The organism is Janthinobacterium sp. 75 (assembly GCF_004365495.1).
GTDB lineage: Bacteria > Pseudomonadota > Gammaproteobacteria > Burkholderiales > Burkholderiaceae_D > Janthinobacterium.
Genome location: NZ_SORD01000001.1, coordinates 2,375,736 through 2,390,687 on the forward strand (window position 1 = coordinate 2,375,736; position 14,952 = coordinate 2,390,687).

The following is a 14,952-nucleotide window of genomic DNA, read 5'->3' on the forward strand; positions in this document are numbered from 1 at the left end:
GTTTCTTCAGGCGGGCACGGTGATCAGAACTTCACCCACAGCCTGCCAAAGTACGAGGCGCCGTTCAGGCCGAACTGCACGCTGTCGTATTTGAAACCGTTGTCCGTTTCATCCGCGTTTTGCGTGGTCGGCTTGACGTTGAAGATATTGTTGCCGCCGAAAGTGAGCTTGGTATTTTTGTTGATGCTGTAGGTAAAGCTCAGGTCGGCCGAGGTCTTGGCTGCGTAGTGGGCGTTGGGCACGCCGGCGGCCGTGCCGCTGAATGTGCCCAGGGTTTGCGGGCCAAAATAGATGATGCGCAAGTCCGATTCCAGCTTGCCCGTGATGTAGTCGAAGCCCACGGTGGCCTTCGCACGGGGGCCGCCCTGTTCGATGAACAGGCGTTCGCGCTCGGACAGCAAGACATCCTCGAAGCCCGTCAGCGAGGCGGGCGTCTTGACCTTCGTCACTTCCGTTTTGCTCAGGTTCAAGGCCAGGAAGGTGTTCAGGCGGTTGCCGGCCAGTTCGCCCTTGTGCGAGGCCGTCAGGTCCAGGCCGCGCGTGCGCGTGTCGATGGAGTTGACGAAGAATTGCGCCTCGCCCACGCCCAAGAGCGCCAGGCGTGCCGCCAGGTCCGGATAGTTGTCGGCATTGAAGCGGCCCGACAGCACGATGCGGTCCTTGATCTTGATATTGTACAAGTCAGCCGTGACGGAAATGGCTTGTGTCGGCGTCCAGGTGGTGCCAAACGTGAAGCTGGTGGATTTTTCCTCTTTCAACTTGGGAATGCCGGCTGCGTTGGCGACGGTGCCGCCATTGGGGGCCAGCACCACGTCCGTGGGCACGCCGCCGATGAAGTCGGTGAAGGTGGACGAGAAATACACTTGCTGCAAGGATGGCGCGCGGAAGCCCGTACTGGCCGAGCCGCGCAGCAGCACATTCGGTGCCACTTTATAGCTGGCGGCCAGCTTGCCCGTCACGGTGGAGCCGAAATCGCTGAATTTTTCATAGCGCAGGGCAGCCTGGGTTTTCAGGCGTTCCGTCCAGTCCAGTTCCACGTCGGCATACGCGGCGATGCTGTGGCGTTTGGCCTTGGTGGCATCGCCTGGCTGGAAGCCGGGAAAGCCCTGGCTGCCCGCATTGCCGCCCATGCCCACGCCGTCGGCGTCGATGTAGGAGCCCGGTTCTCCGGCCATGATCTTGTATTCCTCGCTGCGGTATTCGGCGCCGAAAGCCACGTTCATGCCGCTCATTACCGTATCGTAAAAGCGGCTGAAATCGGCGTTGCTGGTCAGCTGTTGGAACGAGAAGCCGCCCGCGTCGTAGCTGCTGGCGCTGACGCCCTTGCCGCCGTTCATCAAGTCGAGGTTGGCAATCGAGGCGTTCAAGGTATGGCTGATGTCGTAGCGCATCTTGTTGTAGCCATAGGTTTGCGAAAAGTCAGCATGCCATTCGCGGATCTGGCTGCGGTGGCCGATGGTGGCGTACTGGTCGTCGATCTTGCCGTTAATGAACGGTACGAAACCGTCCGGATACATGGCGGCCGAATTGCGCGACGGAATGTCGTCGCTGCCGATGCCGCCGCGGCCAAACGCGGCGCTGGATGCATCGCGCGTCTGCGCGCCGGCCGTGAAGTACAGTTTGCCCGTGGCGCTGGTGGCGTAGTCGCCATTGATGTACAGGGTCTTGTTCTTGGCCTTGGTGTCACCGATGATGCGCATGCTGTCCGCATCGGCCCGGTTCGAGCGGCCCCGGTCCAGGTATTCGCCCGTGATGGCCAAGCTACCCTTGTCGCCCAGCGCGATGCCGCAGTAGGCGGAGGTCATGTAGTTCTTGCCGTCGCCGGCCGAGTACTGGCTGTAGCCGGCCACCGCTTCGCAACCCAGGCTTTTCTTCAGTTCGATGTCGATCACGCCGGCAATGGCGTCCGAGCCGTACTGGGCGGCGGCGCCGTCGCGCAGTACTTGCACGTTCTTGATCGCCAGCAAAGGAATCGCATTCATGTCCGTGCCCGTGTTGCCGCGGTTGCGCGCGCCGAACAGGTTGACCAGGGCCGTCGTGTGGCGCCGTTTGCCGTTCACCAGCACCAGTGTCTGATCGGAACCGAGACCGCGCAGGGCGGCCGAATCGACGAGGTCGGCCCCGTCGGCGCCCGTCTGGCGCGTGGAGTTGAACGAGGGCGAGATGTATTGCAGCGATTGCGCCAGGTCAAACTGACCGCCTTGCTCGGCCACCCTGGAAATCGGAATGATATCGACCGGCACCATGGTGTCGGTGGCGGAACTGGTGACCCGGCGCGAGCCGACCACGCTGACCGTTTGCACGGGACCATCGGTGGCGCCCGCTTCCGTGGTCTGGGCCATGGCGGCGGGACTGAACGCGGCCAGGGCAGTGCTGCCGTACAGGCTGATGAGAATGGCTTTACGCAAGGTGGTGAGGGTCGGCACGCGGTGTCTCCAAGTGGTATTGTGACTTGATTCTAGTGCCATCATTTCATCCTCCACCAGCGATACTTTGTTTTGTTATTACAAATCTGTTGTAACTGTTGTTTCCTGGTTGACTATCTTTTGTTCACCGCCTGGCTTGCCTTGCGCTGGTGCGCGATGCCCCGTTCAGGTGCTCGCTTGCACCATGCCGCCCACCAGGATTTCCCCGGGGTTGTATTGCACGTCGATCAAACAGGGTTGCTGCGTCACGTGACCCTGATGCAGGCGCAGCGACTGTTGCAAATACGATGCCAGCGCGCCCGCCGCCACGCCCGTGGCGCTGTCTTCCAGCGCCGGGTCGAGGTGGTTGAAGTTGCGCCCTTCGTATGTGTTCTCGCCCGTGCGGCAATACGCATAGCAGCCGTTGACCTTGTGCAAGGCGCTCCAGTCGGCGATCAGTTCCAGGTTCGGCCGCAGCGCGCGCAGGGTGGTGAGGTCTGCCACTTCCAGCAGCAGCTTCGGACTGCCGACCGAGGCGATCACGGGCGGCGACAGCAAGTGCATGTGCTGGCCCATGAGTTCTGACGGGATATACTTTTCCACCATGACGGCAGGCGAGGGCTGCGGCGCCAGGCCAATAAATAATCCATGCGACATACCTTCCGCGCGGCGCACCAGCTGCAAGGCTTGCCCGCGCATGGCCGTGCTCACCGTCAGGGTTGCCGGGGCGCCGGGCGCCGTCAGCAGCACATGTGCGGCCGCCAGGGTGGCATGCAGGCACAGGGGGCTGCGCGTGTGCGGATAAAAATAGTCGAGCACGATGCCGCCGTCCGCTTGCCGGTCGATGAAGACGCAGGCGCTGACCTGGCGTTCGCGGGCGAACAGCTGGCGCGCCGTTTCGCTGCTATGGTCGTTTTCCACGACCAGCGCCGTATTGCCGCCACCGGGGGCGGCGCCGAAACATTTCAAGAGATGAACGATCATGGTGGAGGCGATGCAAGGTAAAACATCAGCATAAACGATAAGCCCGATCCAAGATGCGTATAATATACTGTGTTTATATACAGTATTGAGGTAGATCATGTGGGGCGCAGTCTTACCCGAGTATGCTGAGTTGTATTGCCTGAGCAATTTCAGCTTCCTGCATGGGGCCTCGCATGCGGAAGAGTTGGTGGCGCGCTCTGTACAGCTCGGTTACAAGGCGGTGGCCATCACGGACGAATGTTCGCTGGCGGGCGTCGTGCGCGCCCATGCGACGGCCAAGCGGGCCGGTTTTCCCCTGATTATCGGCGCACATTTTCATTTGACGCAGGCCGACGGTAGTGCGGCGCTCTCCTTGCTGGCGCTGGTGCAGGATCGTGACGGTTACGGCAATCTGTCGGAACTGATCACCATGGCGCGCACGCGGGCGGCCAAGGGGCGATATTTGCTGACGCCCGAAGATTTCGCCGTGCCCTCGCCCGAGTTTGCCCATTTGCAGGGTTTGCCCGGCTGTCTGATGATCTTGCTGCCCGGCTATCCGGCCCAGCCGGAAGCCGTGCGCGCACAGGGAGAGTGGATGGTGGCCACCTTTGGCAGCGAGCGCAGCTGGATCGGCCTGAATTTGCTGCAGCGGGCGCAGGATGACGCCCACCGCAGCGCCGTGCAGGACACCGCGCAGGCGCTGGGCTTGCCCGTGGTGGCCGTCGGCCATGTGTGCATGCATGTGCGTTCGCGCAAGCCTTTGCTCGACACCCTGTGCGCGATTCGCGTGGGCAAGCCGGTGGGCGAGTGCGGCTATGCGCTGGCGCAAAATGCCGAGCAGCATCTGCGCGCGCGCTTGCGCCTGGCCAATGTGTATCCGCCGCAAGCGCTGGCGGAAACCGTGCGCATCGCCAGGATGTGCACATTTTCCCTCGACAGCTTGCGCTATGACTATCCCGACGAGCTGGTGCCGGACGGGCACACGCCGGCGACGTATCTGCGCGAGGAAACGTATGCGGGCGCGCGCATCCGCTTTCCGCTGGGTATCCCGGCGAACGTGCAGCAGCAGATCGAGCACGAGCTGCAACTGATCGCCGACCTTTCTTACGAGCCGTATTTTTTGACCGTGTACGACATCGTGCGCTTTGCACGGGGGCAAAACATCCTGTGCCAGGGCCGGGGCTCGGCCGCCAACTCGGCTGTCTGCTATTGCCTGCACATCACGGAAGTGGACCCTGCGCGCGGTAATTGCCTGGTCGAGCGCTTCATGTCGCGCGAGCGCAACGAGCCGCCCGATATCGACGTCGATTTCGAGCACCAGCGACGTGAAGAGGTCATTCAATATATCTACGGGAAATATGGCCGCGAGCGGGCCGCGCTGGCGGCCGTGGTGATCAGCTACCGGCCGAAAAGCGCCTTGCGCGACAGCGGCCGGGCGCTGGGGATCGACCTGGCCATCGTGGAAAAGGTGGCCAAAGCGCATCGCTGGTTCGACGGCAAGCGCGATCTGTTGGAGCGCCTGGCCGAATGCGGGCTGGACCCGGAGGCGGAATTGTCGCAGCAGTGGGCCAGCCTGGCGCAGCAGTTGCTGGGATTTCCCCGGCACCTGTCCCAGCATCCGGGAGGCTTTGTCATCGCGCAAGGCAAGTTGTCGCGCCTGGTGCCCATCGAAAACGCCAGCATGGCCGAGCGCAGTGTCATCGAGTGGGACAAGAACGACCTCGAGGAGCTGGGCTTGATGAAGGTCGACGTGCTGGCGCTGGGCATGCTGTCGGCCCTGCGCCGTTCCCTGGAACTGGTGAGTGCGCGGCGCGGCGAGGAATTCCGGATGCAGGATATTCCCGGCGAAGACCCCGCCACTTACGACATGATGTGTCAGGCGGACACCATCGGCGTGTTCCAGATCGAGTCGCGCGCTCAGATGAGCATGCTGCCGCGCTTGCGTCCCCGTGAATTCTACGACCTCGTCATCGAGGTGGCGCTGGTGCGCCCCGGCCCCATCCAGGGCGGCATGGTGCATCCGTATCTGCAGCGGCGCCAGCAGAAGGAAGCGGTCGAGTTTCCGAAGGGCCTGGAAAAGGCGCTGGGACGCACCCTGGGCATCCCGATTTTCCAGGAGCAGGTGATGCAGGTGGCCATCATCGCCGCCGATTTTACGCCCGGCGAAGCGGATCAGTTGCGGCGCGCCATGGCGGCCTGGAAACGCAAGGGCGGCATGAACAATTACCATGACCGCATCGTCGATGCCATGGTGGACAATGGCTATGAGAAAGAATTTTCCGAGGCCATCTTCAGCCAGATCGAGGGTTTCGGCGAATACGGTTTCCCCGAGTCGCATGCGGCCAGTTTTGCCCTGCTGACGTACGCCAGTTCCTGGCTGAAATGCCACGAACCGGCTGCCTTCCTGTGCGCCTTGCTCAACAGCCAGCCCATGGGCTTTTACAGTCCCTCGCAACTGGTGCAGGATGGTCGCCGGCATGGCGTGCAAGTGCTGCCCGTCGACGTGGCCGTCAGCGGCTGGGAGGCGGCGCTGGAGGAGCGGGAAGGACAGGGAGGGCAGGGCGCCGCGCCCGCCGTGCGCCTGGGCTTGAACAGTCTGTTCGGCATGCGCGTGGAGGCGGCCCGGCGCATTGAGGATGCGCGTTCCATCGCCGCCTTTCTTGACGTGGCCGACCTGGCCCGGCGTGGCAGCCTGGACCGTCATGACTTGCAGGTGCTCGCTGCCGGCAACGCGCTGCACGCGCTGGCTGGCCACCGGCGCGAGGCGCTGTGGCAGGCGGCCGGCGCCGTGCCCGACAGGGACTTGCTGCGCGCCACCACACAAGAGGAAGACTTGCCCGTGCTGGCCGCGCCCACGGAAGGCGAGAGCATCGTCAGCGACTACCGCGCGCAAGGCCTGACCCTGGGCCGCCACCCGCTGGCGCTGCTGCGCAAGTCATTGCTGGAGCAGCGTTTCCTGCCCGCCGCGACGCTTGCCAGCTACACGAATGGCCAGCTGGCGCGCGCCTGCGGCATCGTCACCGTGCGCCAGCGGCCGGGCACGGCCAAGGGCGTGATCTTCATGACCCTGGAAGACGAGACGGGCACGGTCAACGTCATCGTCTGGCCCGACCTGGTGGAAAGCCAGCGGCGCGAAGTGTTGAGCGCGCCCCTGCTGGGGGTGTACGGCGTGTGGCAGCGCGAAGGGCAGGTGCGCAACCTGGTGGCCAAGCGCCTGGTCGACATGTCGCATCTGTTGGGGCGTTTGCGCACCAGCAGCCGCGATTTCTGTTGATACTTGTCAATATCGTCCAGACGGTGGCATGATTATCATCATGACTACTTTACCCGAACCGACACTGCGTCCCGCTCTGGTTGCCGATGCGCCCGCCATCGTTGCCCTGATCGATGACCTAATGCCCTTTCTGACTCTGCACCCGGATGGCGCAGGGGCGGAAAAGTTCATCGAACACTGCCGCCAGCCGGCTATCGAAAACTATTTGTCGCTACCGAATTACCATTACCAGCTCGCGCATATCGATGGCGCGCTGGCCGGCGTGGTGGCCATGCGCGACAACACGCACCTGTTCCACATGTTCGTGCCGCGCGCCCTGCACCGGCGCGGCATGGCGCGCCGCCTATGGCAGGCCGCCCGCGCTGCGTCGCTTGCCAGGGGCGGCGTGACGGCATTTACCGTCAATTCATCGGCCTACGCCTTGCCCCTGTATGAAAGCCTGGGCTTTGTCGCCACGGGACCGAAGGTGGAGACGGGCGGCATCGCGTTTGTGCCGATGCGCATGGAGCTGTAAAAATAAGCCCGAGCCCAAAGCCGGGTCAGACCCGGCGGGTCTGACCCCAGTTTTTGCTTGCGGGCTTATTACCAGCGCACGATCTTGCCCGGATTCATGATGTTCTTCGGGTCCAGCGCGTGTTTCAAGGCACGCATGGTGTCGATGGCCCCTTCGCCATGTTCTTCCACCAGGAATGCCATCTTGTGCATGCCCACGCCGTGTTCGCCCGTGCAGGTGCCGTCCATGCCAATGGCGCGCGTGACCATGTCGCTGTTGACTTTTTCCGCGCGGGCGATGTCGGCGGGATCATCTGGGTCGACCAGCATCTGCACGTGGAAATTGCCGTCGCCCACGTGGCCGATGATGGCGTAGACCAGGCCTTGCGCTTCGCAATCGGCCTTGGTGGCCAGGATGCATTCGGCCAGGCGCGAAATAGGCACGCAGCAATCGGTGGAAATGGCGCGGCTGCCGGGGCGCATCTGCAGCAGGGCGAAATACGCGTTGTGGCGCGCGGCCCACAGGCGCGAGCGCTCTTCGGGGCGGCTGGCCCATTCAAAATCGCTGGCGCCGTGCTCCGCCGTGATGGCTTGCACCAGTTGCGCCTGCTCGGCCACGCTGGCCGGCGTGCCGTGGAATTCAAACAATAACAATGGCTTTTGCGGCAGCGCCATCTTGTCGTAGGCATTGATGGCCTTGACGCCATTTTCATCGAGAAACTCGACCCGCGCCACGGGCACGCCCATCTGGATGGTCTGGATCACGGCGTTGACGGCTTCGCCCGTGCCGGGGAAGGAGCAGACGGCCGCCGAGATCGCTTCCGGCAGCGGATACAGTTTCACCGTCACTTCCGTGATGATGCCCAGCGTTCCCTCGCTGCCCACGAACAAGCGTGTCAGGTCGTAGCCGGCCGACGATTTTTTCGCCCGCGTGCCCGTCTTGATGATGCGGCCATCGGCCGTCACCACCGTCAGGGCCAGCACGTTTTCGCGCATGGTGCCGTAGCGCACGGCGTTCGTGCCCGAGGCGCGCGTCGCCGCCATGCCGCCCAGCGATGCATTGGCGCCCGGGTCGATGGGGAAGAACAGGCCCGTGTCGCGGATTTCCTCGTTCAGCTGCTTGCGCGTCACGCCTGCCTGTACGGTGGCCGTCAAGTCTTCATGATGCACGGCCACCATGGCGTTCATTTGCGACAGATCAATCGTCACGCCGCCATGCAGGGCCAGCACGTGGCCTTCGAGCGAGGTGCCACTGCCATAGGCGATGATGGGTACGTCGTGCGCACTGCACAGCTTGACGGCGGCCGCCACTTCTTCGGTGGAATGGGCGAAGATGACGGCGTCCGGTAACATGGGGGGATAGCTGGACTCGTCGCGGCCATGGTGCTCGCGCATGGCTTGCGTCGTGGAAAAGCGGTCGGCAAAGATCAGGGAAAGTACGGCAGCAAGGGATGCGGGCAGCGGTTTTTTCAGTACCGCCAACTGGTCAGTTTGATTCACGCGAGTCCTCCGTTTTTTTTATTCTACTCCGCGGCCGGGGATTCCACCGAGGCACTATATTGATTTTTTGCCTGGCGTAAAAAAATTGCAGGGTATGCCGTGCATTGATTGTAAATGAGAATCATTTCTATTAAAATGTCCGCCAGTAGTTATTTTGCAATGCGAGCTTCAACCCGAAAGGCCATGCCATGAAATTCCCCCTGTCCCTCGCCGCTGTCCTGCCCGCCTGCGTGCTGGCGCTGAGCGCCTGTAGCAGCGTCGCACCGTTGGCCAACACGACAGCCGCGTCCGCTTCTGCGCAAGACGTGCGCCAGGTGGGGGAGATCGTCGACCTGCGCAGCGGCCAGCGCCTGAGCGCCGAACAATTGCTGTCCCAGCTGGCCGCCGCTCCACGGCTCATCATCGGCGAACAGCATGACCAGCTCAGCCATCACCAGATCGAGCAATGGCTGGTGCAGCAATTGCAGGGCCAGCGTCCGCAAGGCAGCGTGCTGCTGGAAATGCTGAACCCGGACCAGCAAGCCAGGGTGGACAAGCTCAAGCCGTGGCTGCAGACGGACCCGGTCGTGCGTCCCGAACACGTGACCGAGATGCTGGCCTGGCAACCGAGCTGGAAATGGGAGCAATATGGCGAGCTGGTGATGACGGTGATGCGTGCGCCGTATCCCGTCTGGTCGGCCAACCTGGACCGCAGCGAAATCAAGCAACTGTTTGTCGACCGGCCGGCCGTGCAGGGCAAGCACTCCAACCTGGCCAACGATGGCAAGGTGCATGACAAACTGAAAGACATCATCCGCGTCATGCATGACAACCAGATTGACGCACCGCGCCTGGCTGCCATGTTGTCGGTGCAGCAGCAGCGCGACCGCCGCATGGCCGAGCGCCTGCTGGCCGCGCCCGCGCCAGCCGTGCTGATCGCCGGCGCCTACCATGCGCACAAGGACCTGGGCGTGCCGCTGCACGTGCAGGACTTGACGGGCGGCCCCGCGCCGCTCGTGCTGGTGCTGGCGCAGCGCGGCGCCACGGTGCTGGCGTCCCAGGCGGACTTTGTGTGGTTCACGCCGGCAGTGGCAACTGCCGCCATCGCCAGTGCCAAATAATTCCTTGTATTTCCGTCGGGCGTACTGTCCGGCACTCTCCCCCAGCAAGCTCCGCCATAACAGCCAGGTAGTTCGTCCGATTTTTTGCATGCGCATGCGCGCCTGTCGTACACGCGCGAAAAGACCAGCCAGCCTACCGCGATCGCCAGCGCGTGGTTTGGCGCGTGCGACATCAGTGAGCTGCCCAGCACGTATCTTGCGCCTGTCGGTGCAAAACGCCATAAACAAGAATTATTTGGAAGCGCTGAACCGTCTGAATTCGATGCCGTCGCAGTCGAACGACAATACGCCGATGAGTACGGCGCGGGGAAGGACGTATGTGGCGGGGCTGGAGTACCGGTTCTAATTTAACGCTGGGGTCAGACCCGGCGGGTCTGACCCCAAATTAGGCCAGCGTTTAATACTCGCGTGGTGTCGTTCCGTAGTAACTATGGATGGAATTGGCCCACGTGGTATCGGCCATGTTCGGCCAGTTATCCGTGTCGAAGCCGGGCGCGTTTTCGATGCGTTCCTTGTCGACGTTGAGGGTGAAGCGCTTGTTGACGGTGTCGAGCAGCAGCGCTTCCCAGGGCACGGCGAACAGCTTTTCGCCGATGGTGAAGACGCCGCCGTGCGACATGACAGCATAGGCGATCTTGCCGCTGCGCATGTCGATCATGATTTCCTTGATTTCGCCCAGGTGTTCATCCTTGGCGTTGTGCACATGGTCGCCGATCAGGGTGTCGGCGCCCATCAGTTCAGGGCCGGGGCCTTTGTGGCCGCGGTTGACATACATGCCGTAGGCGTCGCGTTCTTCGTAGCTCATGATGTACCTCCGTTGAAAAATCCCAGTTTGCGGCCGGAGCGCGGCAGGGTCTGTTCGCTCTCCCACACAAAGTATGGAGTTGGAAATATTTCAATTATTGCCATTGGGTAATTTTGTGGTGCGTAGACCGCAGGAGCGGGGCGATAGTCGGCATTTGGCGCAAATTTCCACGCGTGGGGAGCGCCGCAGGCGGGCTTTAGTGTATAATTTCAATTTCCCGCACGTGCCGTTCGGCACCATCTGCAATGACCAAATTTGTCTTCGTCACTGGTGGCGTTGTGTCTTCCCTTGGAAAAGGGATTGCCGCCGCCTCCCTCGCCGCGATCCTCGAATCGCGCGGCCTTAAAGTCACCATGCTCAAGCTCGACCCGTATATCAACGTCGATCCTGGCACGATGAGCCCTATGCAACACGGTGAAGTATTCGTCACCGATGACGGGGCCGAAACCGACCTCGACCTCGGTCACTACGAGCGCTTCATCTCCACCCGCATGAAAAAGGTGAATAACTTCACCACTGGCCAGATCTATGAATCGGTGATCCGCAAGGAACGCCGGGGCGAATATCTGGGCAAGACCGTGCAGGTGATTCCGCACATCACCAATGAAATCCAGGATTACATCCGCCGTGGCGCCGAAGGCTACGACGTGGCCCTGTGCGAAATCGGCGGCACCGTCGGCGATATCGAATCGCTGCCATTCCTGGAAGCGGCGCGTCAGCTGAGCCTGCGCGCCGGCCGCAAGAACACGGCCTTCGTCCATCTGACCCTGGTGCCTTATATCGCCTCGGCCGGTGAATTGAAGACCAAGCCGACCCAGCATTCGGTGCAAAAGCTGCGTGAAATCGGCATCATGCCAAACGCATTGCTGTGCCGCGCCGACCGCGCCATCCCGGAAGACGAGCGTGCAAAAATCTCGCTGTTCTCGAATATCGAAGAGCAGGCCGTCATCTCCGTGTGGGACGTCGACACCATCTACAAAGTGCCGCAGATGCTGCACGACCAGGGCCTCGACAAGATCATCTGCGACGCGCTGGACCTCGATCCTGCGCCGGCCGACCTGTCGATCTGGAGCAAGCTGATCTATACGATGGAACACCCGAAGGCGGAAGTGACCGTCGGCATGGTCGGCAAGTATGTCGAGCTGACCGAGTCGTACAAGTCGCTGATCGAAGCGCTGCGCCACGCCGGCATCCACACGGAAAGCCGCGTCAACATCGAGTACATCGATTCGGAAGAAATCGAAACGACGGGTTGCGACAACCTGGCCAAGTACGATGCCATCCTGGTACCGGGCGGCTTCGGCAAGCGCGGCGTGGAAGGCAAGATCAAGGCGGCTCAGTTCGCCCGTGAGCACAAGATCCCTTACCTGGGCATCTGCCTGGGCATGCAAGTGGCCCTGATCGAATACGCGCGCAACAAGGCTGGCATGCCGAACGCGAATTCGACCGAGTTCGACCTTGATACGGATCAACCTGTCGTTGCACTGATCAATGAGTGGCAAAACCACGATGGTAAAGTCGAGTTGCGCGATGAAAACTCGGACCTGGGCGGTACCATGCGCCTGGGCGCGCAGACCTGTGCCGTCAATCCGGGCACCCTCGCTGCCGAGATCTACGGCAGCGTGGTGACCGAGCGTCACCGCCATCGCTACGAAGCCAATAATCACTACCTGGCCCGTGTCGAAGCGGCTGGCATGATCGTGTCGGCCCGCACGCCGAGCGAAGATTTGTGCGAAATCATGGAATTGCCACGTACGGGCGACAATGCCCACCCATGGTATATGGGCGTGCAATACCATCCTGAGTTCAAGTCGACGCCACGCACCGGCCATCCCTTGTTTACCTCGTTCATCAAGGCAGCGTTGGCGCACAAGGAAGCCAACGCCGCTGCGGAATAACGCGGGTCGATTGCGACAGTATTACCCGTAAGACAGCTCCCGGCCAGATGGTTCCCGCCGGGAGTTTCTTTGCCCCCTTTGTGCAATTGCGCATCAGTACGCAGTGTGCAGCCCCTGTTACGCTTAACTTTGGAGAATGACATGAGTGCTATTGTTGATATTATCGGTCGCGAGATCCTGGACTCGCGCGGCAATCCGACCGTCGAATGCGATGTGTTGCTGGAATCGGGCGTGATGGGCCGTGCGGCCGTGCCGTCGGGTGCCTCGACCGGTTCGCGTGAAGCCGTGGAATTGCGCGATGGCGATGCCAAGCGCTACTTCGGCAAAGGCGTGTTGCAAGCATGCGAAAACATCAACACCGAAATCTCCGAAGCCATCATGGGCCTGGACGCCAATGAACAGGCTTTCCTGGACCGTACCCTGATCGACCTGGACGGCACGGAAAACAAATCGCGCCTGGGCGCCAACGCCATCCTGGCCGTCTCCATGGCCGTTGCCAAGGCTGCCGCCGAAGAAGCCGGCTTGCCGCTGTACCGCTATTTCGGCGGTTCGGGCGCCATGCAGATGCCAGTGCCGATGATGAACGTGATCAACGGCGGTGCGCATGCCGACAACAACCTGGACATCCAGGAATTCATGATCATTCCCGTGGGCGCCCCGTCGTTCAAGGAAGCCGTCCGCTACGGCGCGGAAGTGTTCCACACGCTGAAAAAGATCCTGCACAAGAAGGGTCTGAACACCAACGTGGGCGACGAAGGCGGTTTCGCGCCATCGCTGGCCAATCATGAAGAAGCCATCAAGCTGATCATCCAGGCCATCGAGGAAGCGGGCTACGAGCCAGGTACGCAGATCGCCATCGGTCTTGATTGCGCCGCGTCCGAGTTCTACAAGAACGGCAAGTACGAGATGGAAGGCGAAGGCCTGAGCCTGACAGCCACCGAGTTCACCAACCTGCTGGCAACCTGGTGCGACAAGTACCCGATCATCTCGATCGAAGACGCGATGCACGAAGGCGACTGGGACGGCTGGGCGATCCTGACGGCGGAATTGGGCAAGAAAGTGCAACTGGTCGGCGACGACCTGTATGTCACCAACACCAAGATCCTGAAAGAAGGCATCTCGAAAGGTATCGCCAACTCGATCCTGATCAAGATCAACCAGATCGGCACCCTGACGGAAACCTTCGCCGCCATCGAAATGGCCAAGCGCGCCGGCTACACGGCCGTCATTTCGCACCGCTCGGGCGAAACGGAAGACTCGACCATCGCCGATATCGCCGTGGCCACGAACGCCCTGCAGATCAAGACCGGCTCGATGTCGCGTTCGGACCGCATGGCCAAGTACAACCAGCTGCTGCGTATCGAAGAGGACCTGGGCGACATCGCCAGCTACCCTGGCCGCGATGCGTTCTATAATCTGAAGTAAGCTGATGTAAAACCCACTGGCCGGCCGGAGATATCCGGCCGGTTTTTTAACTGAATGTCCCATGCGCCTGATTACGCTCGCCCTGGCAGCCCTGCTGCTGCTGATCCAATTTCCCCTCTGGCTGGGTAAAGGCGGCTGGCTGCGTGTTGCCGACATGGAAGCCCAAGTGGCGGTGGCCAACAAGAAGAACATGGAATTGAAGGCGCGAAACGCCAAGCTCGAATCCGAAGTGCGCGACCTGAAAGATGGCACGGGCGCCGTCGAAGAGCGTGCCCGCTATGAGTTGGGCATGGTCAAACAGAATGAGATTTTCGTGCAGATCGTGCGCAAGGGACAAACCCCGCCACTGCTGGAAACGCCGGTGGACGCTGCTGCGCCACACTAAGGGTGTACTGACTTTCCCACTTGCCAGCCTGGACCGATTGCCAGGCTGACATATCATTACTACCTTGTATTACTACTCTGTACTGCTGCACACGACTGGCCGCATGGCGCGGCGTGCTGCTTTTGCCTTGCTGCTTGCTGATCAGAAACGGGCTTTGCCGGTCGAGATCAGGTAGAAATGGATGCCGGTGACCACGACGGCCACGGCGATCAGTGCGGTTTCGAGAAATATCATAAAAGTTCCTTTTAAATTAGTAGTGCCTGAATAGCTTAAAAAACGTCCAGGGCAAGGCGCCAAGCGGCAGGCAGTACGAACGTACCGCAAGGCGCAGGCAACGCCGCCATGAACGTTTTTTAGCCGCGCGAAGCCAGGAAGCGCAGTTCCGAGGCCAAGTTCGGCATCAGGTTTTCGTAACGGGCCGCTTCCGAGTTCAGCAGGGCGATGTCGCGCTTGCTTGGGCGCACATAGCGCTGTTCTTCGGTATGGCCGGTGGTCGTGGCGATGACTTCCTTCTGTGCCAGTTCGCTGTACGGCTTGGAAGCGAGCAGGGCGCCCAGGAAGGCGCGCGTGGCGCGGCCCAGGTTGCTGAAATAGTTGTCGTCGTTGCTGTAGGTGTTGGTAAAAGTGGACATATGCCCTCCATGAATGGTCTGTTGTTGCATTGCACAATAATGGAGTTCGCGATATATGTCTAATTTCAAATTC

The 14,952-nt window shown here is 61.3% G+C and carries 11 protein-coding genes; 6 read left to right on the plus strand and 5 right to left on the minus strand.

Annotation, left to right across the window (positions count from 1 at the left end; translation table 11 throughout):
* Positions 1-23 precede the first annotated feature (23 nt).
* Both C8C89_RS10835 and C8C89_RS10840 read right to left on the minus strand, forming a co-directional pair.
* A complete protein-coding gene (locus C8C89_RS10835) occupies positions 24-2,426 on the minus strand; it encodes a TonB-dependent receptor (RefSeq protein WP_133989865.1) in 2,403 nt (800 codons plus the stop codon).
* Between the two features lie 165 nt (positions 2,427-2,591).
* Complete coding sequence (locus C8C89_RS10840; protein ID WP_133989867.1) at positions 2,592-3,389, minus strand: PhzF family phenazine biosynthesis isomerase; 798 nt, start codon at positions 3,387-3,389, stop codon at positions 2,592-2,594.
* Positions 3,390-3,486: 97 nt separating this feature from the next.
* Between C8C89_RS10840 and C8C89_RS10845 the strand changes: the two genes are divergently transcribed.
* A complete protein-coding gene (locus C8C89_RS10845) occupies positions 3,487-6,642 on the plus strand; it encodes an error-prone DNA polymerase (protein ID WP_133989869.1) in 3,156 nt (1,051 codons plus the stop codon).
* Positions 6,643-6,682: 40 nt separating this feature from the next.
* Positions 6,683-7,156, plus strand: coding sequence for a GNAT family N-acetyltransferase (locus tag C8C89_RS10850; RefSeq protein ID WP_243857968.1), 474 nt, complete (start codon positions 6,683-6,685; stop codon positions 7,154-7,156).
* A gap of 68 nt (positions 7,157-7,224) precedes the next feature.
* On the opposite strand, the gene C8C89_RS10855 is transcribed toward C8C89_RS10850, so the two are convergent.
* Positions 7,225-8,634 carry an FAD-linked oxidase C-terminal domain-containing protein gene (locus tag C8C89_RS10855; RefSeq protein WP_133989871.1) on the minus strand — a complete coding sequence of 470 codons (1,410 nt, stop codon included), beginning with the start codon at positions 8,632-8,634 and terminating at the stop codon, positions 7,225-7,227.
* A gap of 188 nt (positions 8,635-8,822) precedes the next feature.
* Between C8C89_RS10855 and C8C89_RS10860 the strand changes: the two genes are divergently transcribed.
* On the plus strand, positions 8,823-9,734 hold the full coding sequence (locus C8C89_RS10860; RefSeq protein WP_133989873.1) for a ChaN family lipoprotein: 912 nt from the start codon (positions 8,823-8,825) through the stop codon (positions 9,732-9,734).
* 397 nt (positions 9,735-10,131) lie between these two features.
* Here the strand turns inward: C8C89_RS10860 and C8C89_RS10870 are convergent, their stop codons facing one another.
* On the minus strand, positions 10,132-10,539 hold the full coding sequence (locus tag C8C89_RS10870) for a PRC-barrel domain-containing protein (protein WP_099420585.1): 408 nt from the start codon (positions 10,537-10,539) through the stop codon (positions 10,132-10,134).
* A gap of 245 nt (positions 10,540-10,784) precedes the next feature.
* Here C8C89_RS10870 and C8C89_RS10875 point away from each other — a divergent pair, with 245 nt between their 5' ends.
* The 3 genes from C8C89_RS10875 to ftsB all read left to right on the plus strand — a co-directional run bounded on the left by C8C89_RS10875 (position 10,785) and on the right by ftsB (position 14,247).
* Positions 10,785-12,437, plus strand: coding sequence for a CTP synthase (locus tag C8C89_RS10875; RefSeq protein ID WP_101482323.1), 1,653 nt, complete (start codon positions 10,785-10,787; stop codon positions 12,435-12,437).
* 141 nt (positions 12,438-12,578) lie between these two features.
* Positions 12,579-13,862: a phosphopyruvate hydratase gene (eno, locus tag C8C89_RS10880; protein ID WP_034750709.1), complete on the plus strand. Its 1,284-nt coding sequence runs from the start codon at positions 12,579-12,581 to the stop codon at positions 13,860-13,862.
* A 61-nt stretch (positions 13,863-13,923) separates the two neighbouring features.
* Complete coding sequence (ftsB, locus tag C8C89_RS10885) at positions 13,924-14,247, plus strand: cell division protein FtsB (RefSeq protein WP_035821182.1); 324 nt, start codon at positions 13,924-13,926, stop codon at positions 14,245-14,247.
* A 353-nt stretch (positions 14,248-14,600) separates the two neighbouring features.
* Here the strand turns inward: ftsB and C8C89_RS10890 are convergent, their stop codons facing one another.
* Complete coding sequence (locus C8C89_RS10890; protein ID WP_133989874.1) at positions 14,601-14,879, minus strand: hypothetical protein; 279 nt, start codon at positions 14,877-14,879, stop codon at positions 14,601-14,603.
* Positions 14,880-14,952 lie beyond the last annotated feature (73 nt).